The sequence below is a fragment of the Leclercia sp. GLN_9 genome (genome assembly GCF_043105735.1).
GTDB lineage: Bacteria > Pseudomonadota > Gammaproteobacteria > Enterobacterales > Enterobacteriaceae > Enterobacter > Enterobacter adecarboxylatus.
Map to the genome: position 1 here is coordinate 421,257 of NZ_JBICLV010000004.1, position 23,577 is coordinate 444,833.

Here is a 23,577-nt window from a genome sequence, read left to right on the forward strand (position 1 = left end):
CGTGGATTGTTTCTTATTTTTTTTCGATATGATCCTGAATCTGTGGTTCTTCTGCTTTAGGCCATAGCTTCATTACTTCGCCATTAATTTCAGAGACAATTAGAGCATCAATTTGATTAACATTAATTTTCCCATCTTCATCTACATCAGAGAAAATGGGTACACCATCTTCATCAGATACTGTATAGAGAAGAGTACTTTTAGCATCAGTACACTTTTCGAAATTACTGATAGCAGGACGATGAACATAGAGTTCTGCACCGTTCTTTAAAGTAACTTTATGTAGTTCAGGTCTTAGTGCAGCAAATAGAGTATGAATATCCATTATGGAAGTACTCCCTGTGCTACAAATGCACCATCACATGCAAAGTTCATAGTAAGATTAATGACTTTATCGCGATCACCTTCAATTTTCTTTTCAGTAATATAGCCGTTATAAACGACGTAAAAACCTGATGTTTTAGTCGCATCAGTAAAATAGCTGAATTTCAGTTGAATACGTGTTTGGTTTTCAAATGCAGTAACAAGTTGCTGATGAACGGCATTATCTGGAATCCAGTTAACTTGTAATGTTACATCTGAGTTTGTTTTACTACCGACCAGTTTTCGGTTTACGCTCGTATCAAAACTAACTACATCGATTACTGTTGCAGAACTACCAGTACTTGGAAAGGCTGCAATTTCTGGAATAGAAGTAAAAGTAGTGGCTACGGTTGCACCTGCTGTACCAATACCTACAGTTAGATTAGTGCCTGTAAAAATATTCATTGGCATATTATGATTTCCTTATCATAGTTAATATTCAGTACCGAATCCTTCCGGTACTGAATTTTCATTAAAAGTGTTTATTCTTACTTATTTAGTGCTTTTAGTTCTGCAAGTTCAGTTTGTAGTACTTCAAACTGTTGTTGCATTGCTTCTATTTTCTCAATCGCAACTTTAAGAGCAATAGCCGTATCCATCATTATGACGTTATTATCAAGTGCTAAAGTATCATCTTTATCACAGCGATTACCTTCATCATCATATTCTGGTGCCGCTGGTACTAATTTCACGTACTCACTATCAATATCACGTAATGCATCCTGTGCAATAATACCGCGACGTTTACGATTTAATTCATCGAAATTATATACGAAAGTACAAGGCTTTAACTTCTTAATATTATCGTATGATTGTTTGCCATCGTTATATTCAATACCATGTTTCAATGCTGCGTCAGATGTTGCTGCTTTCTGGAAAGTATAGTTACCTGCAAATCCCCCATCCCCGGATGTTGAAGTGACAAGGTCTCCATTAACGGGAGTGAAGTACCAGTAGCGGATCTTAGAACCGCTGTCCCCAAACTGGGTCATTGCGGTGTTACCCCAGTTCACCGTACCATTCCCGACATTCCCCCACATTGTTCGCAGGTTATAGCCCCCGCCATGCTGATATCCCCAGGAAAGGCCAGCTATAGCCCCGCTACCCGGAGTGTCTGTGGCTGTGTCCGTGTAATAGGCGGCATAGTGGGGCTGTGCTGAGTTCCACCACGAGTTAACAGCCGGACTACCCATATACATACGTCCCGGAATTTGCACATTGCCGTTGGACATAAAGTCAAAATATCGTGATTGTGCCGTATCGGTTCCACCACCTGTCTGATTCACAAATAGACGTGCTATAGAGTAATCCCATTCAATACGTTTAACTGATTGCAAATAAGTGGATGTTTTTTCAATACCATTTACTGTGTACAGTGATTTTAATCGACCACCATAAACAGTACTGCCAGTACCTGGTAAGGATGCATCATTATCTGTAACTGTCAGATGTGATGTAGTAAGGTCGCCAGTACTTGATAATGTCATTGCATCTGTTGTATCAGTAGTACCGGAGGCAATACGATAATTATCACCCTGTACAGTTTCATGGAATATTGTATTGCCAGTACCGCCACGGAATTTTCGCAGATATGATTTATTACCTGCTGTGCCAGAACTCAATGCAGTTTGACAATATGTAGTTTGTGCAACACCGTCCTGAATAATACTGTTACTTGTGGTTAGAGTTCCTGTAACTGCTAAAGTACTTGATACACCTACTGCACCAGAGAATGTACCACCAGATTTAGGCATACCGCCGAGAATGCTCAACGCTGCACTTGCAGAAGTGCTACCAGTACCACCCTGTGCAACACTAAGTGCAGTAGTAAGACCTGACAGGCTTGTAATATCACTATTTGCCCCGGAGGATGCACTACCTGAAACATCGGTATTTGAAAGTACTACATTTCCTGTTAACGGCTTGCCATTAATTGTTAAGGATGTTGGTACTGTTCCTGCAATGTCTGCCTGTGCTAATACAATATTACCTGTTAACGCTTTACCATTTACGGTACGGTTAGTTGGTACTAATGGGGTAGTCAATCCGGTTAGTGATTTGATGTTACTGTTTACACCATTAATATCGGTGTATGCATACATCCCCCACGCACCCCATGCAATTACACCTGAACTATTTGAATATCCGGTACGAGTATAGAGATCATTGGTGTTATAGCGATAGTACATCTGCGTACACGATTTAACGTGAGTTGCTGAGTTTTGAAGTACTACTAATGTACCTGCGTATTGAGCTGGATAGTTTAATATCGCTGTGGCATTTGAATTTAGAGTTTGCTGATAATAACCCTGTACCGTTCCATCCAAATCATTTAAATCAGTACCTACTGGAATAAGGCCACGTGAAGGTAATGCACTAACATCATCAGCACTTAACGTTACATCTGAGGTTAAGGAATAACCATTTACCTTTCTTGCGGTACTTACTGCCCCTAAATTAGTTAATGCTCCCGATGCTGTGGTACTGCCTGTGCCACCACTGGTAACAGGAATAGCTGTATTGAATGATGGAGTACCATTAAACTGTAATTTACTGCCTGAAAACGTCAGCGTGCCCTGGTTCGATGTACCAGCAACGCCGCCCGTTGCGATGATCCTTGTGTCGTAGTCATTGTTAGAGCCTGAACTATGGAAATCGATTACGGCAGCCGATGCAGTGGTAAGGCTTCCAATCTCAACGACTACGTTACCTCCTCTTGCTGGCCCAACGTATAGATCGTTTATTGTTTGAGAACCAGACCATACATTACTGTTACTCAATAGCGGAACATTAGCACCTGATGTACCAATATCGTAAGTACAGGAATCACCTAACCCAGTAATATCTGCATGTGACAGGAGTATATTACCCGTTAACGCTTTGCCATTGATGGTTAATGATGTTGGTACTGTTCCTGCAACATCTGTCTGTGCTAATACGATATTACCTGTTAACGCTTTACCGTTCACTGTACGGCTTGTTGGTACTGTTCCTGCAATGTCTGCCTGAGCTAATACCACGTTTCCTGATAGCGGTTTACCATTTACGGTAGTTGTTTGGGGTACACCGTTTAGGTTCTGTAATGCTGCAATTGCAGTACTTGCACCAGTACCGCCAGAACTGATCGGCAATGCTGTACTGAACGTTGCACCGGTAGCTGTGAGAACACCAGTAATTGTTAGATTGCCCGTACTGGATAATGTGAGTGCATCACTGCTGTCTGTACTTGCCCCGGTAGCAAGGCGGTAGTTACCTGACTGTACTGTTTCATGAAAGATGGTATCACCAGTACCGCCACGCATTTTACGCAAATAACTTTTAGTACCTGCTGCGGCTGCTGATAGTGATGTATGGCCGTAAGTAGCTGCCGCTACACCGTCCTGGTTAATCGTATTGTTAACTGTCGCTACACCAGTAACAGATAAAGTACTGGATAGGGTTAACGCCGTACCTGTGACTGCTCCGGTAAGTGTGCCGCCGGTTTTGGCAAGTCCACCTAAGTTACTCAAAGCTGTAGCCGCTACAGAACTACCAGTACCGCCATTTGCGATGGGTAAGATCCCTGTAATACCTTGTGTCGTACCCGCGTTAAGTACTGGCTTGTTAGCGGTACTGTAGACTTGATCCCATGCATTACTATCCGTGTTCTTGATGTACATACGTGGCGTACTGGATTCTGATAGTACTATCTGTGCTTTGCTAATACCGCCACCATCCACCAGACCAACACCCAGAAGATCAACGCCGATAGGGTTATCTGTACGGGTAGCTGATACTTTGATGAATGCGTTACCAGCATCTGATTCATAATGCGGTACGGTTGTTCCATCAGAACCAACACCAAAATTGCCCGTGTATAGTACTGGCGGTTCGTCTATCGATCCCTGACGAACGATTGTATCTGGTGTGAATGTCCAGGTTCGCCCGTAAACCTTGTTTACGTCTGCATCATCTTTCCAGGCAGTAATACGACCATTCAGAATGATGTAATGTTGGCGAAAACTTGTTGCACTTTCATACAAAGAGAATTTCAATTGAAAAATTCTGTTAGTACTATAAGCATTACTGAGGAACATATGACCAATATTAGTTGATTCATAATGTACAACAATGCTGATGTTATTAATTTTCAATCCACCAGAGATCATGGAAGTATATTCCTGATCATATGTTTCGATGGTTTGATTAGTACTGTTAATTTTGACCTCTGGGAAAGCAGCCAGATTATCAATATTAATAAATTGTGCGGTAGGCTGTGTATTATTCACATCAGTACTATAAGATAGCAACGTCCTGTTGCCGAGCATTATCCCTGCCATTGTTATTATTCTCCATTATTTGTTGGACGTGCAATGTAAGTAATCTGGCACGTTGTCATAATGGTATTTATGGCTGTATCTGGATCGTTATCATCGACTACTGAAAGTAGCTTAACGGTACTAACATTTATCCCTTTATCTAATAGACCAATAATTAGATCAGTACTGAATAATAGTTCATGTACTTTATCCATTGTTGCTTGTGCTGTTGATTCACTATTTGATGTAACTAATACATCCATCGTTAACATGACAGAATGATGGTTACTATATTCTAGCTGTTCGTATTGTTCGGTAACATTGCTGATCATCAGAATGTAATCATTGAAAGTCTGACTGTTTGTTTTGGTAGCTTTACGTACTTTCAAACCGGAAAATGAAAAAAGGCTTGAAACATGATTTTTAATTGTAGATATATTCATGCATTCAAGCCTCTATAATAGACATTACATAAACCTGATAGATCATCAATGATATTATAAATTTCATACTGAACATTATTCAGTACAAAAGTATCATCATAGGTAATCTGATCATGACGGCATGTAAAATAATTTTCTGTCGTTTGGATTAAACCTTCGGTAGTTTGTATCGCAATTTCATCTTGCTCGAAAATGACAGTAATAGCACTGCCATTTTTAAGTAGTAATTTTTCACCAAAACTATTAATCAGAGCATCCATATCATTTGAATTGAATGCTCTCATAATGTTATGCCAATTTAATTACACGAAATGCTTCTGGATTGGTTAGTGCAAAATCTAGTTCTGCCCATACGCGAGCGATTACAGAACCGCGATTACGGTTGGTCGTGTCGTCCATGTCGAGTTCTAGTGAATTACCCCATTGTGCAATAGCTACTTTAGAGAAGTCGCCGAGAATGATAAAGTCTTGACCTGCTAGTACTTTAGAATCGTAAGCAGGTACACCACATAGATCACCATCATCGAATAGATAAACTGCTGCGGTATTAGTACCACGTAGAGTACTGCGTAGAGTTGCTTTAGTAGATGGTGACATAACAGCACTGATAGAACCGAACTGTACACCTTCATCTCCCAGTTGGCCTTGAGCATCAACAATAGTTGCATAATCGTATGCATCAACGGCTTGTACTTTACCTGCGGCCTGTGCTGCTGCAACGATGCCTTGTAGGATTAGGGTTTCAAGACGTTCGGCGGAACCTGCAACAATAGCCTGAGTAACGATCTGTTCAATCTGAGGACAAGATTTAACTACTGAACGGGATAGAGGTACGGAACCGGTGAAAGTTTTAGGCTTCATTAAAACTGATTCGAAATTCGCATCAACTTCTGGTGATACGCCATTTTCAGAAATAAAGCCAAAAGCAGAAGTGAAATCACCAGATAGTTTTGGAAGTGCAATTTCAGAAGTTAGCCCGGTATACATTTGTACTGGCAAGTTCTTCAGTACTGACTGTGCACGTAGTACATCAATGAATGAACCGTAAAGTACATCAGAGTGAATTACATCTTTTGCATTGGTAGTATTAACACCAGCACGAATTGCATTAACAAAATCAGTATCACTTACAATAACACCCTTGTTACCATATTCAATACCAGTTTTATCACCGTCCAGAATTGAACGAATTAGAGAATTAAGAGAAAATTCCATTTTTATATCTTCCTTGATATTAGTTTGTTTATTAATTGCCTGGCGTTTAAAAGCATCAATGCTTAAGCCTGATTCGATTGCCTGATTACTAATTTCTTCGTTAACATTGAAAGTACGAGAAATTGCTTTTATTTCGGCAATTCGTGATTGTTCAGATTGGATAGCTTCCTGATCTTCTTCTTGCTGAACTTCCTGTTCTAGCTCAGAGTTAGTTTCAGGGTTAGAATCTGATTGTGCTGTATCTGTATTATTTATCGTTGCTGTTTCTGGTACTTCTCCAGAAATATTTTCATCAGTACGGCGTTCTTTTTCTACTTCTTCGGTTTGTTCGTTAATTTGAATTTCTTCGGTAGTAGGTTCAGTACTATCATGAGTAGGTTCAGTAGCTGTTTGATCGGGTTCTGGTTCATTTTCAGTTTCCTCTTCTCGTTCCTCTTCAGTTGGTTCTGGTTCTTCTAGGGAACGGCCTATACCTACAAAATCATCTGCTGGTACTGATACCATGCTGATTTCGTAAGGCTCCCATTGAGTAATTAAAAGGTTGTCGCCTTCAATTCGATAATCAAGAATGGAATAACCAACACTAACTTTTGATAAAGTACCTTCACGTACCATTTCAAATTTTTCAGCACCTATACCTACACTTGAGAAACGTACTAATGCACGACCTACATGATCAGAATCGATAGTGGCAGATTCAATTACGCCAATATGGTTATCAAAATCATGATTGAAAAGTAATGCGGCTTTATTTTGTAGCCGTTCTAAAGTAACGTTCTCAGGGTTATGTAGAAGAATTTCGTTATATTCCTGACCGCCAATTGATCGTACTACTGGATTTTCAGAACTGAATGCAAGGGATACAGTACGATTGTCTGTATCGGAAAGTGCGTTATCACTCGTTAACGTCATCTCCCTTTTCTGTTTTTTGTTGAATTTCATTATTTGAACTTCCTTGTTCGTTTGTATCTTCTGTTTTATTTATCTCCGCTTCTCGTTTGAGTTCTTCAAATACATGCTGAGGCTCCATGCCTAAATCACGGATAATTTGAGATTTTGATTTAACACCCATATCTAAAAGTACTTGCTCGTACTGTGCATCTTTAACCGGATCTAAAGAGATCTGTTTTACGGTGATAAAAGTACAATTAGCAATATTTTCAAAATTGGTGAAACTTAGACTTTTAAATTCAGATACCATGATCCGTTTGATAAATTCACGGTAGATAGGTTTCAGTACTTTACTGATTAGCAAATTAGAACGTGTTTTGAATCCTTCACGACTCATACGATCAGCCAATTTACTGGCTGAATAACTTGCAGAACTGGTATCAGAAATTAGTGATTGCTTAGGAATACCCAGACCAGTACTGATAGTAGTTAAGCAAGCATCATAGAACTCTGTGATCTTATCTGTACCTGCGGTAGGGTTCAGAGTTTGTATTTGTTGCCCTGGTGCTAATTCTTTAATACTGCCCGGTTCAAAGTACTCTACAAATTCCCTTTCTGGATTTTCACCGTCTAGAAGTTCTTCGTGTGTGTTATCGCTATTGGTAATGAATCCCATAGCTGAACTTGCGATCTTCTTCTGTAAAACAGTCGCTTCGTTGTAGCTATTGAAATCATCAAGTGTTTTGATTACTGCGATACAGTCTGGAAATCCCCTTTCCTGACCGGGAAATTCTGGAATAAAATAATGTAGTACTTCACCGGCTGGTACACGTTGAGTACTGTTGGTCTGGATTGAGTAATTTAACGGGTGAACATCTGCCACGTGATAGGCCAGTACCCGCCCGTTCTTATCACGTTCAATACCATTGCTGATGTATACACCGTTCTTTAGAAGTTCGTTCTTGCTACTAGGTACACGACTAGCGTCGATAATCGATACATGGAGTTCATCACCACCACTGTGCAAACGAATGAAGCATTCACCATCTGTAGCTCTTGAACGTTCTACAAGTGCCTGGAAGGTATCAAAGCTGATAGCACCGTCTGCACTAAAGCGTTTTGCATCTGATGCCCATTCGTAAAACAACTTCTCAAGCTGATCTGCCAGTACTGGATCAGTTTGTCCATCGAGGCCAACTGGTGAAGGTCGAACGGTGATACCGTCTGCACCAGCTACAGTTCCCGCTGATAGGTTCACGTACTGACGTGCATAAGGATTCTGTAGTACCAGAGAACGACTTGCATCACGTAAAGCTGGTAATGACTGTCTAAGTATTGCATTGATGTTTACGTTCTGAACACCATTACCAAATTTACCTAAAACCTTATTAGGTAAGCCAGTTAAAGAACGTGTATTTGTCTGGAACTCTGTATTACTGTCCTGGTGTTTTCGTACATGATTAGTATTTTTTTGCGGGACTGGTAGATTTACTGGTACTGGTTCTATTTGCCGTTTGTTAAAAGGCCACATCCTTGTGATCTCCTGTTATTAGCGGCAATGAATAGTACTTTTAAAAAAGCCTGCATTGCCTTTAGTTAGTTTACGTTTCAGGTCATTAACCTGTTTAGTGATACTGTTTTTTAGATTGTTCAATGTATTCAGATCTTCTTTCATTAAGGTCTTATTATTGATGGTTAACGTATGAGTATCACCGTTAATACGTGCGGTAATAATTTTATTAATATCATCTAATTGTGTTTGAAGTTCTGTTAATCGGTCTGTTTGTGCCATCGGATCAATGACGGTTACAGTACTAATCGTTAGTTCACCATTGTTGTTATATACAACTGAATAATAGCCTGATTGCCATTCTGAGGTATCAATAGCTACTGATTCAGTTTCATCCTGTGTGCTGTGTGTGAATAACGTATTAGTACTATTCCCGATTTTAATTGTTGTATTAGGCTGTAGTACTTCATTGAGTACTTCACCGATATAGATTGTTTCTTTCATTTTTATTTATCCCTATCCGAACCATGATTTACCAATGCTGGTTTTGTTTGCTGGTTTAGTATATTTAGTACTTTTATTTCTGGTTTCGGTGGGTTGTTCGGTAGGCGTATTATCTGGAGCTATTTCTTGTCGTTTAGTGCTTCGGTACTCTCGTAATTTCTTAAACGGTTGACCACCTAATTTACTGAGTGCCAGTTTCATCATGCATAATGAATAGACCAATGTATCTAACGCTTCGTTCCTGCGGCCTGTGATCTGCTTCCATCTAACGCCAGAACCAGTACGTTCTAAGTTCTCAGATGTGAGCTGATCAAAGTAGTCATCAGGCAAATCGTGTGCAAAACGTATCGTTAATGGTGCATCTGTTTTACCTGCTACAGCGTTGTTAAGAAGGCTACGTACCCATGTCTTACCCTCGTGCACGTTCAGCATGTAGAACTGCCTACCATCGGTAGTACTACGCTTGAACAAATCACCTGTAGTACTTGATGAACCCTTGATCATTTCAAACTTTTTATACTGCTGACAGAAACTATGTACCGTCTGCATTGCTCTACCGTTACCACCGTCAACAGCAACTTTAAGCACTGGTACTTCACGCCCGGATACTGTCTTAAACTTCTGATTACAGAAGGTCGCAAGATCGTTATAGGCTTTAGCACCTTTAATCTCACAGTTAGGACTGTAGAAGTATCGATATCCTAAAACGAATAATTCACTTTCATTAAAACCTAATACTTGTGCTTCAAGTCTGTCTAATTGCTGATCGCAACCGACAACAATTCCAAGTACTGAATCAGGTATATTAGATAAATCAAACGTATCATCACGTAGATTTTCTAATGCTAAATCATCTAGTTCTTCTTGAAGATCTGAATAATGTAAACCTAGTACTGTATTATAGAAGGTTTGATAGTTATATTCATACCATGCTAATTCAAACTCTTTTGCAATAGCTTGGATAGTACTGTTAGGACTGTACAGTCGATTAATAAAAAATCCTGCTGTATCTGTTACTTCTGGATTCTGAGCTATCCAGCATCCACCAGATACCATTTTGATACGTTGAGATTCGGTTATCTCTTCCTGACAATTTGGACAATGTAGCTTTGCAGTACTGGAATCAGGGATGCTACGCTTGCCGTTCTTCTTCCAGTCGAATTTTACGTTCTCCCACTTCAATGTATGTTCATGCTGGCAGTGGTAACACTTAACAAAGTACTCACGTTGATCACTGTTCTGGTACTCAACATCGATAGCATCACCTGAAAATGTTGGTGTTGAGCTTATGAGGATTTTCGCTTCCTGGCCGAAATCCGTCGCCCTCTGCTCAGATAAGCGAATCGGGTTCCCTTCTGGTGAGTTTTGATCAATTGCCGATACTTCATCAAGTATGATTCGTTTAAGTGTTTTACCGCGTAATGCTTTAGCAGATCCAAGAGTCATAAAATACAAGAAAGAACCGTCTTTTAATTCGGTCTGCTGTTGGTTGTTTGCTTTGGTCTTGTCGTTTTTGTCTGTGATTAATTCTGATAGTACTGGCACCTGCTCAATTGTTTTATCAATCTTTGCAGATTTCCATTGTTTCAATTCTGCCAATGAACTTTGTGCAATACCGATGTTACTAGAATCAGTACCCATCCAGTAAAATAATGCTGAATTTAGCAAAGTGGTTTTTGCAATCTGGGCTGATGTTTTATATACAACTTTGCGGTATCGAATGTCGTCGATAATATCTAGCATTTCTTTCTGAAAGGAATATAATTTTAACTTCTGCCCGGCTGCTGCACCATCTGGCAAAATTAAATGTTTCTCTGCCCATTCACTGGGCCTCATCTTTTGAGGCGGTTTTAATATTTTAATAGTACGTTTAAGTACTTTCAGAGTCTTGTTTGTTTTCATCTTCGGCATCCTTGCCTTTTTCTATTTCGTATTTCATATCCCCGATTTCAGTTAACATTTCATCAATGCGTTGTTGTAATACTCGCTTAACTTTAAGTACAGAATCCTGTTCAAATACTTCGTGCTGAATCTTGTTCGGTAACGTGCGGAAGTAATCACGGAGGGTTTTAAAGAATTGGTTTAGTTCTTTATAAACTTCATCGGCGGGGATCAGTAGTTCACGCTGCCTATCTAGTTCGGTTTCGGCCTGTTCTGCTTCGGCAATTAACTTCCTTAGACGAGCCTTTTCAATCTGCTCTTTCGTATCGGTATCACGCAACGGTTTGAGTATGTTCTCTACAATCCAGGCGGTAGCTTCGGCATCAGTATCTTGTGGCATACCGCGTTCTACCCATCCACGAACGGTAGATTCATTCACACCGTATCGCCTGCCGTATTCATTTTTGTTAATAGCCATTCTGAAATCTCCAGTACTGTTGTTGCTGTACTGGTATTTATGATTTCAGTAGGTTCGGCACGCGATTGATCGTTTTTTGCACATACGATTAAAAGAACTCGCTGCCGAACACTCCCGATTGCGACTACCTGTCGAGTACCTTTCAAACGTGCGTGTATCGCTATTTAGTGGCTTTAAATCAATTATTTGAGTACTCACACGTGTTTGTACTGCATCGCTTAGAACGCGATACAGAGCGTTATACGGCGTTGTGTTCATCATGAAGTACTGCAATCTGGATCTTCTTTTCCGTGTCCGCATTACTGTATACACACACAGTTAAATGGAGGGTTAAATTATGAGTAAAGATGGCTTTGATCCGTCGATTACTACAGGCATACAGCGGTTCGTGCATCACGGGCAATGGGGTACGGTATGCTACTGGGGGTCAGTTTTGGAAGAGTACAACATTGGTGATCGGGTATTCTTCCAGAATGAGTATCGTCAGTACTGGGTGGGTATCATTGAAAGTCATTGCTTTGTACTGCTCTATGAAGAACCGTTAGATACGGTGATTGATGGACTGACGTACCTCAATGCAAAGCGGCGTATGCAACAGCTCCATGACGAGCAAGATTGGTTTTGTGATCAGGGTGAACTTCCATTTTAAGGAATCACGCACCGTCCATCCCATAATAACAAACCCATTGCAGACAGTGCGTGAATAGGTAGTGTACTTGAGTACGTTTTCAGTGGTAAAGTATAAAATACACGTTTCAATGAATTAATTTTATAGAATAACAAAAAGAATAGTTGATTGATCCTAATAATTAAAACTAAAGAATACCTCAAATGAATAGTCTCAATAATTATTGTTTAAATGGAGAATTAGAATGTTAGGTGATTCATTCAATCAATTCATGGTTGAGTCTTATCTTGTAAGTTCATCAATTTGCGGTGGTCTTACTGCGTTAAGGAAATGTAGTCCACATGACAAAGGTAGTTTCTATAGCTCTTTTTTCCAACTATCAGTTGGCATGGAGAGATTATTCAAAATAGTTTTCATTCTTAATCATATGATTGAAAATGATTTAGAAAAGCCTGACTTTAAAACACTTAAAAAATTTAGTCATAACATTTATGAGCTTCATACTCATTGCTCTACCTATGGGGGGAAACTACTACCAAATTTTGATTGGAAATTAAACTGGCAGCAAGACCTTATTTTAACAATGCTTTCTGATTTTGCTGATACATCCCGATACTACAATCTTGATAAAATTGTTAAAGGTAAAAAGCAAAGCATTGATCCTTTATCATTATGGAATGAAATAATCAATTCATGCTTTAGAAAGCACATTTCAGATAAGAGAAAAGAAAAACTCGAGTACGATTTAAACATTTGGGCAGAAAAAAACAAAGCCTTTGGTTACACATGGAATAAAGGTTTAGATGGGTATATTTTAAGCCAAATTGATGAATATATTTTGACATGGAAAGTGCGTAACGTTTCTCCATATATTGTTATGGAAATTATTGATATGCTACAACCTTACTATCATTTAGTATCAACGCTTAAAGATTGCGTTGATGAAATTGAGCTTGAAAAGGGAATAAAAGATCCTTTAGTTCCTTACATTCATGAAATATTGGTTTTTTTACTTGCTCCTAAAAAGTTAGCTTTATCTAGAAAAAGATGGAACCTACGGTACTAACAATAAAAGCAATGTAAGAACAATATAATCACAACTCGATATAGGTATAATAAATGGAGAATTTGAAGCTAACTAATTTGGTCCTCATAGGATTAGTTATAGTACTTTTAATTTCCGCAATTATTTCTTTCTCAAAGGTGTTATTTACAGGTATGAGTGGCTTAGAGTGGGGTAGTGTGTCTGATTGGGTAAGTACTGCTTCATCTGTCTTGACAACGTATATAGCATATCGTGCGTACAAGGCAGCACCTAATTGGATAATGCAGAAAAGTTATGAAGCTGGATTTAACCATGTATCAGCTCTTATGTCTGAATATGATGTGATTGAAAATGATCTTCAAAAGTTATATTTCAAAATTATAACCATTAGAACCAACGATCCTAAATGTACTGAAACATGGAATGAAGTTGAAGCATTGGCATATAGGATTATTGCTTTGCAATCAAAACTTTATGCGTGTCAACGCTGGAATATTTTGGTGTTACCTGAAACACATAGATGTTTTGCCAGGTTGAAAAAGTTTTGTGACATTTCTTATAGCTTACAAGGTTGCATATTTATGAAAGATTTCGGAGCGATTGATATTGTTCATAATGAATTAGGAAAACTCAAAGAGGATATAGTAGATGATTCATCTAATTTCAAAAAACACATTCATGATTATTTCCAGTTTCCAAAATAAAAAAAGCCCACGATTAAGTGTGGGCTAGTTCGTTCTTATATCTTAATGAATTTACGCTCAAGCTTCTGTGAGGAACCTTGCCACACCATCAGCGGGATTTATACCGCCTGTGTGCACCGTTCCTAACTCCTCTGGAGTGACAGAAGTTGTCGGCCATAAAAGCATATCGTAAAAATACTTATCAATTTTAATTCTTTCTAACTCTTTAAAAAGATAGTCATCAGTCTTGTTATCTTTTATACAGTTCCCATAATATGCTGCTGCACTAGCTACTATGTCAGCAATTTGAATTTGCGGAAACTCTACTGAGGAGTGAAAAGTTAAAGAACGAGCTTTAAGTGGAAGATCAAAAGTTCTTCGATCATAGCCAAATGTTTCAGGTTCTTTTGTGTAGTCCATGAATGTATCGAATAATCCTTTTCGCTCATTTATTGCTTTAGAATCATCATGCTTAATATGATACCCATTCGGATAGATTTTATCCCACTCTATACAATGTTTAAAGAAGGATGGGATGGCAGGGTCAAGCATGTATTTTTCAGTATCCTCAAGGATATCTTCTATATCGCTTCTTGTAATGCTAATTCTATCAATACTACTAATAAATTTTTCATCAGATGTACAAGTTTTCAAGTGTTCGACAGAGGCATAAAATTCCTCAATTGATTCATTATCCTGAATTTTAATCATTTTCATAAATTGTTCATACATCTTGTATGTTGGTTCTTTCCCACAAAAGACAGGCAGACAATAATAAAAATAATTAGATAAAGCTATATTTTGACCATTTTTGTAAATATCAACACCCCGATTGAAACTCCAATTTTCTATTAAAATATCAACTATTTTTGTAGTTAACATGTAGCTTTTATCAATAATGAAAATTTTTACACTTTCAGTATTAATGCACTTACTTTCCAATAGCCTAATAATTCCATCTTGACCTGATTTTCTACGTCTTAGCGTTTTGAAATGTGCTTCATCAGGTGATTTGCTTCCAGTTAGTTCGAGAGCTTTAAGTGCATCCGACTTGCTTATTTGACATGAACCTAAAGTGAAACAGAATTGATTCGAATCCAAAAGATTCCCGCCAGTATTGCCCGACTCATCAAAAAATATGTCTGGTGTCATATACAATTGCCTGTTTTTCCTTGCAGCTATTTCTCTAGTTGTTTGGTTTTTCTTACTTTGTTTAGCTGCCCGTCTTTGTTGACTATTTTTACCCATATATCCCTCTACACTTTTAACACTCTATACCCGTTAACTACCCACTATTACAGTGGGCTAATTATTCCTATACGTTCTTATATGCTTTCGTCACTGCTTCTTTAAAGGATTTTTCATCACCTTCTGGATTTTCTTTCTTCCATGCTTCAAAGTACTTAGTACCCTGAGCATTCAAGCGGCCTTTGCTGTTCAGATAGAACGTTTCTTTCTTGAACTTAGCATTGATTGGGTACTGTTCTGCATACGTAGGGCTGTATGCACGTAAGAACAAATCAACATCAGTCAGTTCTTTGTTTTTAGCAATAATTGCTTGATATACCGGATCGTTCTGTAACGCCTTCGGAAGCACCTTATTGGTGATGGTGAAAGTACGGCGTTCGTTGTTAGATGAATCTGTAAGTACTACCTCGAATGACTTATTGGTATTCATTTTGGTAGCTGTGGTAGCGGCTGAGGCTGATGTTTCTACGTTTTTACCCAGTACAGATAGCAGTTCTTCAACGGTACTGAACTCTGATGATTCAGCTACTAGTGATTCAAGTAGCTTGCGAGCGTTGGCCTGCTTGTGTTCTTGCAGGTCTGCAACATAGGTTTTGAGTTGGTTTAGATTGTCGATCAGAGTATCGATATCTTCTGGTTTAACCTTTACCAGTGCTGCCCGGTCGGCATTGTCAGCACTAAGAATCCCTATGTTAAAATCAGTAGTATTGAGTTTAGAAAGAATCTTTGCTGTAAGTGTAGACATTGTAGAAATTCCTCGTTCACGTTTTGTTTGTAGAACGAGTATCGGCTAACCATCTGAGAACTTCAATATTTGTTAGTACTATTATATAAAGTTAAGCATTGCTTATATATACTTTGGATAGTAATCATAGATTGTGATTCTTAGGTATTATGCAATGGCTGATATTGTTCAGCCATTGTTTTGCAGAACTTATTTAATTATTCTTCACTCTTCTCGTACAAGAAAGGTACTCGCTTCCAATCTTCATTAGGTTTACGTTCATAAATATATTCTACATCCTCCTCCCAGAAACTGACAATTTTGATGCCATCTACTTCTCTAGTTGAGGTTGTTGATACATTAACAGCGTTCTGATAATGCTGTTCAATCTCTTTTTGATTATGTATTTTATTAATCATGATATTTACCACTTTTAGACTTAATATATAGTTAACCCGTCACTCAAGTATGCCATTAGTAAATGACATAGCATTGAGATATTGAACCATTGAGGCTCATCTATAGTTCATTTTTACTGAGTCGAGTTTTTCACCTGAAAAGGGATAATCCCCCGGTGAGAAGATATAGTATAAGCGGGAATTAGGCACGTCAAGTCATTTTTTTAATTAATGACTCTGCCTTAAAATTATAAACTATCAAAAAAAGTACTTCAAGCACTAACTTCAAGGCTGTCGATTTTCAAAGTACTGGTACTTTAATTATGATTTGTGCTTACCAAAATTATAGTACTTCCAATAGTGACTTGACTCTATCTTTGTTTAGTACTGGCTCATCAGCTTTCTTTTCTATAGTATTAATATCAACGCCTACCTTACGGGTGAAAACTTCTCGCTTAGGAGTCTTAAATTCAAAGCCTGTTTGTGATAAAAATTTCACTAAAGTGATACGTTTTACCGTACCGTCAATGCGTTTGTTTTGTGATTTAAAAAGTGTTATTACTCGGTGTACACTTGGGTAGCTGGACTCGGGCATCGTACTCACGAATCACTTTGAGTAGTCCTTTGTCAGTACTGATACCTGTCTGAGCGAAAGCGAGTAATGGAACTCGGCGGCTTTTGGTAGTTCCTTGAGGGACTGGCAAAAACGCAAGTTTCGATTTTATTTTGAGTTTTACAGAGACTATGAGCAAAGCGAATAGGCTCTTTGAGACTGGAAATATGTAAGTCTCATATACTTATAAAGTTATGGGTATGGGTATGGGTTAATATTAATATAGTTCTCGTTTTTACACAGGCGGTATAATTTATGCATAAAATCCATAATTTATGCATAAAAATATCACTTAAATGCATAATATTGCAGATTTAAAGCAATTTTTGGTTCTCAAAATATTCAAAACGAGAACCAAACGCATCAAATAAGAACCTATTGGTTCTCGTTTTTATCCATCATATTTTTTAAGGCGTCCATCAGATCCTCTGTTGCTACGCCTTCATCAATCAGAGACTTAAATTGATACTGCTGTTCTTCATTCATGTAGTGCTTCCCTTCCTCGGCAGACTTGAAGAGTTTTAAACCCTGCGTATGTGCCTCTACCAGTACCTTCGCTACCTTCTTCACTACGGTAACATACTTACGTATGGTTGCATCCTGTGGCAGTGGTTCGCCTCGGTGCGTCGCGTAGTAGCGTTGTAGCCAGTACTTCACGCCGTCAAAGTTCAAAGTACTTGCGTTATATACTACATAGTACACTTTAGCCGCTGAATAAGGCTTGTTACTACTTTTCATCGCTTCACTGATTGTACTGATGATTAGACGTTTTGCTTCAACTGTAAGATCATTTTTATAGCTACTAAACCCACCTTGAATAGATTTGAATTCTTCATTATTTTTTTTCATTATAATAATTTCCTTTACTTAAAAAGTACTGGCATCCACATACCAGTACTCGATACTTCTTTAGTTTCTCACAATGCGTGTATACGTCGCTCTTGTAGTTGTTCTTCCCCATAGTTGATTACAATGTGCCGTGATTTTTATACATGACATACCATTTGAATATAATTCTTTCACAACTTGTTTCTGTGCTGGCGTTAGTTTTGGATTAGTAATTCTTGGTCTTACTGATGCCTGTACGTTTTGTTGCTGAGTAACCCACTCTAAATTGATAAGTTGATTATTCAATTTATTCTCATCTAAATGGTGTACTACTTTACCAGCTTCAAAACCTAAGTATGTTATTGCTACTAATCGATGTACCTCTATTGTTACTGTGCCATTTTGAGTTGAGAGTGATACTGTCCGATAACCATTGCCATCGTTTATATGCCCCTTTAGTATTTTACTTGTTTTAGTATTACGTACTCTGCCTAAGTTACTTACTTCATAATTTGTATAAGCTGTTTTTTTCCAAACTTCCATGTTCTAACATCCATGATATGTACTAACGTTCCGTGTTAGTACGCCTCGATACTTTTTACGACAGTATCAAACGTTTATTTTTCACCTAAAATTAGCTGTTGATTTATTAAGTACTGTAATGCTTCCGCCCTTGTCTTAACTTTTCCTTTCTGGATAAGCTTATCAAGTAGCTCTACCTGACTTTCATTTAATTTAGTACTAACTGATAGTTTCTTCGTTTCTTTCATAACATTTCCTCTGTGGAATTCTTTTTCTTCATTTTTGAACGCAAAAAAACACCCAGATCATTGGGAGTTTTTTATGGGAATTAAATTATATGTGATAGGGATTTATCTATATTATACCATATTTCATATTATCGTTTCACTTTTCAACCTACGCATTTATTTATCGTTGTAATCTTCAAAGGCAATAGCAATAACGTTAAAAACATAAAAATTACGCAAACTATTGCAAAAAAAAGGGATTATCACAAAAATGTAGAGCAGAACCCCCACCATCTCATATGCTAATTTTTTAAAGAAATTCATTTAAGTACTCCCTATTACTATTAACTATATTATTTAGTTTGGAAGTACTTAAAACACCATCAAATTGATATACTATTTAACTAATTTCAGTAAAGGCTTTGAATAGACCACAAGTCCTGTTACTAAACAATTCGTTTCAAGTATTGTTTGTACAAGTTCCATTGAAATAGGGTGCTTAAATGCTTGTGTGCATTCCTGACAACCTTTCTCAGATAGCGGAAATTCTTCTGTAATGATTTGAATATCAGAAGAATATGGCAAAAATATACTTTGCACTTTAATTATGTCAGAAAAAAAGTACTGACATATAATTTCATCGTTGGAATCCTCACGCTTTGAGAAAAGCCTCAAACCTACCTTTTCTTTTAGTGAGAGTCCAATATCATAATTAGCTGGAAAAAAAAGGCTGACCTTTTCCTTTTTATCTTTGTTTTCTTTTTTACGCATCTTTGCTACTCCTCATAGTTAAAAATCATCTCATGGGTCGTACTCCTCCGTTGGTTTTGGTTTATGACGCTATTGTACAATTTTCACAAAAAATATCGAGGAATTTAAATTTTTTCTTGACCATTCACAACCGTAATGATATAAAGGATTCGCTTTAAATTACACGGAAAATTCAAACCCACCGGGTGCGAAGCTTTATCTAAAATTTGTTACTTTACTATGTAAGCCTTGTACCGTTTTCTATACCTCCAACCCATTACCCTACATTTACAGTATAACAAATGATAAAGCCCCGCATTTGCGAGGCTCTTTGAATCATTCAGTACTTAATCAATCCATTCGATCTGATCTTCATTTACAACCAAATCAAGATTTTCACGTTTTAGTAGATCCAAGTATGGTCCTACTGCCTCTACGGTTTTATCCCGACTAAGTGAAAGCGTCCACATATCATAAGCATCAATGGTAACAACAACTCTAAAGACTGTTTTACCTAGTTCTTTAATGTCATAGATCCTTTCACCATTCTTTTCTGTAATGGATATTTCTTGTAGAACCTCACCACCAAAACGTTTGTTATTGATAACAATTAAATGAGAAAGAACCTCATTAAAATATTTCAATGATATAAAAATACGTTTATCATCTAATATGTATTTTACACTTGATAGTACTAATCTCAATTCTTTACGAACTTTTGCCCTAAGCTCTACATTTGTTGGATCTAACACATCATAAAGATTGAAATCAAAAGCAGGAATTTCACTTTCTACTTGTTCATGACTCAATCTATCTTCAAGTTCATCAATCCTGTCCTGAACATCTGTTAAGCCTTCCATGAATGCTATTGATGCTTTCTTACCAGCGGCCTTACGTTCGGCTATCTTTTCTTGATAGAGTTTTTCTTCCTCTCGCAATGAAGATAATTCGATACGTAACGAGTCTAAAATACTGCTTTTGTCCGCCCTGCCCTCATTCATTAGCTTTTGGAAATCCACATTCTTAACAACCTTTAGAATGTTTTCCTCAATTCTGATGTACTGAAATGACTTTGCATTACATGACTTTTTTTCTTCACGGTTACGACATATCACATACTTTGCACGAACATGGTTATAGTGTATGGCAATGTTACCATTACAACAGCCACATTTTAGAATACGAGGAAACAGGTTTGTTATGTAATCATCGGCGGCAATTTTGATATCTTTTCTAATACGGTTTGCAACACCATTTTTAGATAACTTTAAATTCACTCGTTCAAATGTAAGGTTATCTATGATCCTTTGTTCTACAACGTCCTTGTCTCTGAGTACTCTAAGAACGTTAACAGTACTCCACCCGCTAGGTATCTGTTTTACGATTGCACCAGTACCTACACCAGTATCATACAGTTGGAAAATCTTCTCAACGACTTCTGGAACGTACTCCATCTTTTCAGCAGGCTTTTTCTTCTGGATCATTACTGAATCCATCATCCTGTTTGCCGTTACGAATAAATCACTATCAACAATTATTGGGTAAACGTTAGGTACTGCTTCATCATTGGATCGTTTATGCTCACCTAGCAAACGACGATCACGAATGAGACGTGAAACAGTGACCATGTGCCACTTCGGTTTATTAAGTTTTTTGATGATCTCACCAGTACTCAATCCTTTAACGTACCAGTTAAAGCAATTTACGATCAGTTCCGCTTGTTCTTTGATGACTGAGTACTTACCGTCAACGTTCTCTAACCAGAACGGCATACGACTAGTAACAACATCACCATTGGCTACGGCCTTGTTAATCTTATTCTGCCAAGCTACTTTTGCCCTTACAGATTTCATCAGCGATTCGTTGTGTGAACGTTGCAGAATGATTTCCATCAGAATCTTTGAAAAGTTGTCATCTTTCTTTAACACCAGTCCTGTACTGATGTCATAGATAACTATGTCGCTAGTCACGATGAACTGGATTGTGTTTTCAGACCAGCTCGACCTTCGGCTCAACCTGTCCAGCGATGTAACGATAAGTGCGTCACCTTTGCCGTACTTGCGTCCTCGCACATCCTGCAAAAATTTACCAAGATTGGACTCCGCTGAAATGTTAGCATTTTTAAAAGCTGACACCCCTTCATCCGTTATGTAAATCCTATTTTTCGTAAAATTCTCAGGGTTATCGTCTAAGAACTGTTCAATAATTGAACGTTGGTCATCTAGTCCTGACCCACTCAAAACTTGATCAAAAGACGATACACGCTCATAACAAATAGGACGGTACATAAAAATTATCCCGTTGAAAGTGACGCTAAAAACATATAGCTGTTGAATGTTCCCACAGATTACAACAGGACGGCATGCCATGAATATATTCGATCACTATCGCCAGCGCTATGAAGCTGCCAAGGACGAAGAGTTCACACTGCAGGAGTTTCTTACCATTTGTCGGCAAGATCGCAGTGCCTATGCCAATGCGGCAGAACGACTATTGATGGCTATCGGTGAGCCGAATATGGTTGATACTGCCCAGGAGCCACGGCTTTCCCGTCTGTTTTCGAATCGGGTCGTCGCCCGATATCCTGCGTTTGAAGAATTTTACGGCATGGAAGATGCCATCGAGCAGATTGTTTCCTACCTGAAGCACGCTGCTCAGGGTCTGGAAGAGAAGAAACAGATCCTGTATCTGCTGGGTCCTGTCGGCGGTGGTAAATCCTCGCTGGCCGAGCGGCTGAAAGCCTTGATGCAGCGCGTGCCCATTTACGTGCTCAGCGCCAACGGCGAACGCAGCCCGGTCAACGACCATCCGCTGTGTCTGTTTAACCCGCAGGAAGATGCGCAAATCCTGGATAAAGAGTACGGCATTCCCCGTCGCTATCTCGGCACGATTATGTCGCCGTGGGCGGCGAAACGCCTGCATGAATTTGGCGGTGACATTACCAAATTCCGCGTGGTGAAAGTCTGGCCGTCGATTCTGGAACAGATTGCGATTGCTAAAACCGAACCGGGTGATGAGAACAACCAGGATATCTCTGCGCTGGTCGGTAAAGTCGACATCCGTAAACTGGAAAACCACGCGCAGAACGATCCTGATGCTTACGGCTATTCCGGTGCGCTATGCCGCGCCAACCAGGGGATTATGGAGTTCGTTGAGATGTTTAAAGCGCCGATCAAGGTGCTGCATCCTCTGCTGACCGCAACCCAGGAAGGTAACTACAACGGTACGGAGGGGATCTCCGCCCTGCCGTTCAACGGTATTATTCTGGCGCACTCCAACGAATCGGAGTGGGTCACTTTCCGTAACAACAAGAACAACGAGGCCTTCCTTGACCGTGTTTACATCGTCAAAGTGCCTTATTGCCTGCGGATCTCCGAAGAGATCAAGATTTACGAGAAACTGCTGAACCACAGTGAGCTGGTTCATGCCCCTTGCGCCCCGGGAACCCTGGAAACGCTGTCGCGCTTCTCGATCCTGTCGCGCCTGAAAGAGCCAGAAAACTCCAGCATCTACTCGAAAATGCGCGTCTATGACGGTGAAAGCCTGAAAGATACCGACCCGAAAGCGAAATCCTACCAGGAGTATCGTGATTACGCCGGTGTTGATGAAGGGATGAACGGTCTTTCCACGCGCTTTGCGTTTAAAATCCTCTCCCGCGTGTTCAACTTTGATCACACCGAAGTGGCGGCTAACCCGGTACACCTGTTCTACGTTCTGGAACAGCAGATTGAGCGTGAGCAGTTCCCGCAGGAGCAGGCTGAACGTTATCTGGAGTTCCTCAAAGGCTATCTGATCCCGAAATACGCCGAGTTTATTGGCAAAGAGATCCAGACCGCCTATCTGGAGTCTTACTCCGAGTACGGGCAGAACATCTTTGACCGCTACGTCACCTATGCCGATTTCTGGATCCAGGATCAGGAGTATCGTGACCCGGATACCGGCCAACTGTTTGACCGCGAGTCACTGAATGCGGAACTGGAAAAAATCGAGAAGCCTGCCGGGATCAGTAATCCGAAAGACTTCCGAAATGAGATCGTCAACTTCGTGCTGCGCGCCAGAGCGAACTTCAGCGGACGCAATCCGAACTGGACCAGCTACGAAAAACTGCGCACCGTGATTGAGAAGAAAATGTTCTCCAATACCGAGGAGCTGTTGCCGGTCATTTCGTTTAATGCCAAAACCTCAACTGACGAGCAGAAAAAGCACGACGATTTTGTCGACCGCATGATGGAGAAAGGTTACACCCGCAAACAGGTTCGCCTGCTCTGCGAGTGGTACCTGCGCGTGCGTAAATCGTCCTGATAGCCCGGTGCCCGGCGGCGCGTTGC

At 39.2% G+C, this 23,577-nt stretch carries 22 protein-coding genes; 4 read left to right on the top strand and 18 right to left on the bottom strand.

All coding sequences use genetic code 11. The annotated features are described in order from the left end of the window. Positions 1 to 13: 13 nt before the first annotated feature. The 10 genes from ACF8PE_RS02115 to ACF8PE_RS02160 form a co-directional block, all read right to left on the bottom strand. Positions 14 to 325 (bottom strand): hypothetical protein, encoded by a 312-nt coding sequence (locus tag ACF8PE_RS02115; protein WP_392494415.1) that lies wholly within the window; start codon positions 323 to 325, stop codon positions 14 to 16. Then, positions 325 to 774 (bottom strand): hypothetical protein, encoded by a 450-nt coding sequence (locus ACF8PE_RS02120; protein WP_392494417.1) that lies wholly within the window; start codon positions 772 to 774, stop codon positions 325 to 327. The genes ACF8PE_RS02115 and ACF8PE_RS02120 overlap by 1 nt, the downstream gene beginning before the upstream one ends. A 77-nt stretch (positions 775 to 851) precedes the next feature. Continuing rightward, positions 852 to 4,682 carry a tail fiber domain-containing protein gene (locus ACF8PE_RS02125; protein WP_392494419.1) on the bottom strand — a complete coding sequence of 1,277 codons (3,831 nt, stop codon included), beginning with the start codon at positions 4,680 to 4,682 and terminating at the stop codon, positions 852 to 854. Between the two features lie 5 nt (positions 4,683 to 4,687). Beyond that, the gene (locus ACF8PE_RS02130) at positions 4,688 to 5,104 is read right to left on the bottom strand and encodes a hypothetical protein (RefSeq protein ID WP_392494421.1); all 417 of its coding nucleotides are present in this window, start codon (positions 5,102 to 5,104) and stop codon (positions 4,688 to 4,690) included. Beyond that, positions 5,101 to 5,388 (bottom strand): hypothetical protein, encoded by a 288-nt coding sequence (locus tag ACF8PE_RS02135; RefSeq protein WP_392494423.1) that lies wholly within the window; start codon positions 5,386 to 5,388, stop codon positions 5,101 to 5,103. The genes ACF8PE_RS02130 and ACF8PE_RS02135 overlap by 4 nt, the downstream gene beginning before the upstream one ends. Positions 5,389 to 5,392: 4 nt before the next feature. After that, positions 5,393 to 7,261, bottom strand: a complete 1,869-nt coding sequence (locus ACF8PE_RS02140; protein WP_392494425.1) for a phage major capsid protein — start codon at positions 7,259 to 7,261, stop codon at positions 5,393 to 5,395. Then, positions 7,215 to 8,741 (bottom strand): phage portal protein, encoded by a 1,527-nt coding sequence (locus ACF8PE_RS02145; RefSeq protein ID WP_392494426.1) that lies wholly within the window; start codon positions 8,739 to 8,741, stop codon positions 7,215 to 7,217. The genes ACF8PE_RS02140 and ACF8PE_RS02145 overlap by 47 nt, the downstream gene beginning before the upstream one ends. 18 nt (positions 8,742 to 8,759) lie before the next feature. After that, the gene (locus ACF8PE_RS02150; protein WP_392494428.1) at positions 8,760 to 9,224 is read right to left on the bottom strand and encodes a hypothetical protein; all 465 of its coding nucleotides are present in this window, start codon (positions 9,222 to 9,224) and stop codon (positions 8,760 to 8,762) included. A gap of 12 nt (positions 9,225 to 9,236) precedes the next feature. After that, positions 9,237 to 11,126: a terminase gpA endonuclease subunit gene (locus ACF8PE_RS02155; protein ID WP_392494430.1), complete on the bottom strand. Its 1,890-nt coding sequence runs from the start codon at positions 11,124 to 11,126 to the stop codon at positions 9,237 to 9,239. Beyond that, the gene (locus ACF8PE_RS02160; protein WP_392494432.1) at positions 11,095 to 11,583 is read right to left on the bottom strand and encodes a hypothetical protein; all 489 of its coding nucleotides are present in this window, start codon (positions 11,581 to 11,583) and stop codon (positions 11,095 to 11,097) included. The genes ACF8PE_RS02155 and ACF8PE_RS02160 overlap by 32 nt, the downstream gene beginning before the upstream one ends. Positions 11,584 to 11,920: 337 nt before the next feature. Here ACF8PE_RS02160 and ACF8PE_RS02165 point away from each other — a divergent pair, with 337 nt between their 5' ends. From ACF8PE_RS02165 to ACF8PE_RS02175, 3 genes are all read left to right on the top strand, one after another. Beyond that, a complete protein-coding gene (locus ACF8PE_RS02165; RefSeq protein ID WP_392494434.1) occupies positions 11,921 to 12,232 on the top strand; it encodes a hypothetical protein in 312 nt (103 codons plus the stop codon). A 223-nt stretch (positions 12,233 to 12,455) separates the two neighbouring features. Beyond that, positions 12,456 to 13,277, top strand: coding sequence for a hypothetical protein (locus ACF8PE_RS02170; RefSeq protein WP_392494435.1), 822 nt, complete (start codon positions 12,456 to 12,458; stop codon positions 13,275 to 13,277). A gap of 53 nt (positions 13,278 to 13,330) precedes the next feature. Further along, a complete protein-coding gene (locus tag ACF8PE_RS02175) occupies positions 13,331 to 13,960 on the top strand; it encodes a hypothetical protein (RefSeq protein ID WP_392494437.1) in 630 nt (209 codons plus the stop codon). 57 nt (positions 13,961 to 14,017) lie between these two features. On the opposite strand, the gene ACF8PE_RS02180 is transcribed toward ACF8PE_RS02175, so the two are convergent. The 8 genes from ACF8PE_RS02180 to ACF8PE_RS02215 all read right to left on the bottom strand — a co-directional run bounded on the left by ACF8PE_RS02180 (position 14,018) and on the right by ACF8PE_RS02215 (position 21,537). Then, entirely contained in the window at positions 14,018 to 15,187 is a 1,170-nt protein-coding gene (locus tag ACF8PE_RS02180) for a DUF3800 domain-containing protein (protein ID WP_392494439.1), read from the bottom strand. A gap of 67 nt (positions 15,188 to 15,254) precedes the next feature. Further along, the gene (locus ACF8PE_RS02185) at positions 15,255 to 15,932 is read right to left on the bottom strand and encodes a hypothetical protein (RefSeq protein ID WP_392494441.1); all 678 of its coding nucleotides are present in this window, start codon (positions 15,930 to 15,932) and stop codon (positions 15,255 to 15,257) included. A 197-nt stretch (positions 15,933 to 16,129) separates the two neighbouring features. After that, positions 16,130 to 16,330 (bottom strand): hypothetical protein, encoded by a 201-nt coding sequence (locus tag ACF8PE_RS02190; RefSeq protein ID WP_392494442.1) that lies wholly within the window; start codon positions 16,328 to 16,330, stop codon positions 16,130 to 16,132. 967 nt (positions 16,331 to 17,297) lie between these two features. Beyond that, positions 17,298 to 17,771, bottom strand: coding sequence for a hypothetical protein (locus tag ACF8PE_RS02195; RefSeq protein WP_392494444.1), 474 nt, complete (start codon positions 17,769 to 17,771; stop codon positions 17,298 to 17,300). Between the two features lie 60 nt (positions 17,772 to 17,831). Then, positions 17,832 to 18,293, bottom strand: a complete 462-nt coding sequence (locus ACF8PE_RS02200; protein ID WP_392494446.1) for an NUMOD4 motif-containing HNH endonuclease — start codon at positions 18,291 to 18,293, stop codon at positions 17,832 to 17,834. Positions 18,294 to 18,367: 74 nt separating this feature from the next. Continuing rightward, the gene (locus tag ACF8PE_RS02205; RefSeq protein ID WP_392494447.1) at positions 18,368 to 18,520 is read right to left on the bottom strand and encodes a hypothetical protein; all 153 of its coding nucleotides are present in this window, start codon (positions 18,518 to 18,520) and stop codon (positions 18,368 to 18,370) included. A gap of 375 nt (positions 18,521 to 18,895) precedes the next feature. Further along, complete coding sequence (locus tag ACF8PE_RS02210) at positions 18,896 to 19,270, bottom strand: hypothetical protein (RefSeq protein ID WP_392494449.1); 375 nt, start codon at positions 19,268 to 19,270, stop codon at positions 18,896 to 18,898. Between the two features lie 326 nt (positions 19,271 to 19,596). After that, positions 19,597 to 21,537 (bottom strand): recombinase family protein, encoded by a 1,941-nt coding sequence (locus ACF8PE_RS02215; protein WP_392494451.1) that lies wholly within the window; start codon positions 21,535 to 21,537, stop codon positions 19,597 to 19,599. 79 nt (positions 21,538 to 21,616) lie between these two features. Here ACF8PE_RS02215 and yeaG point away from each other — a divergent pair, with 79 nt between their 5' ends. Beyond that, the gene (gene yeaG, locus ACF8PE_RS02220; protein ID WP_032617681.1) at positions 21,617 to 23,551 is read left to right on the top strand and encodes a protein kinase YeaG; all 1,935 of its coding nucleotides are present in this window, start codon (positions 21,617 to 21,619) and stop codon (positions 23,549 to 23,551) included. Positions 23,552 to 23,577 lie beyond the last annotated feature (26 nt).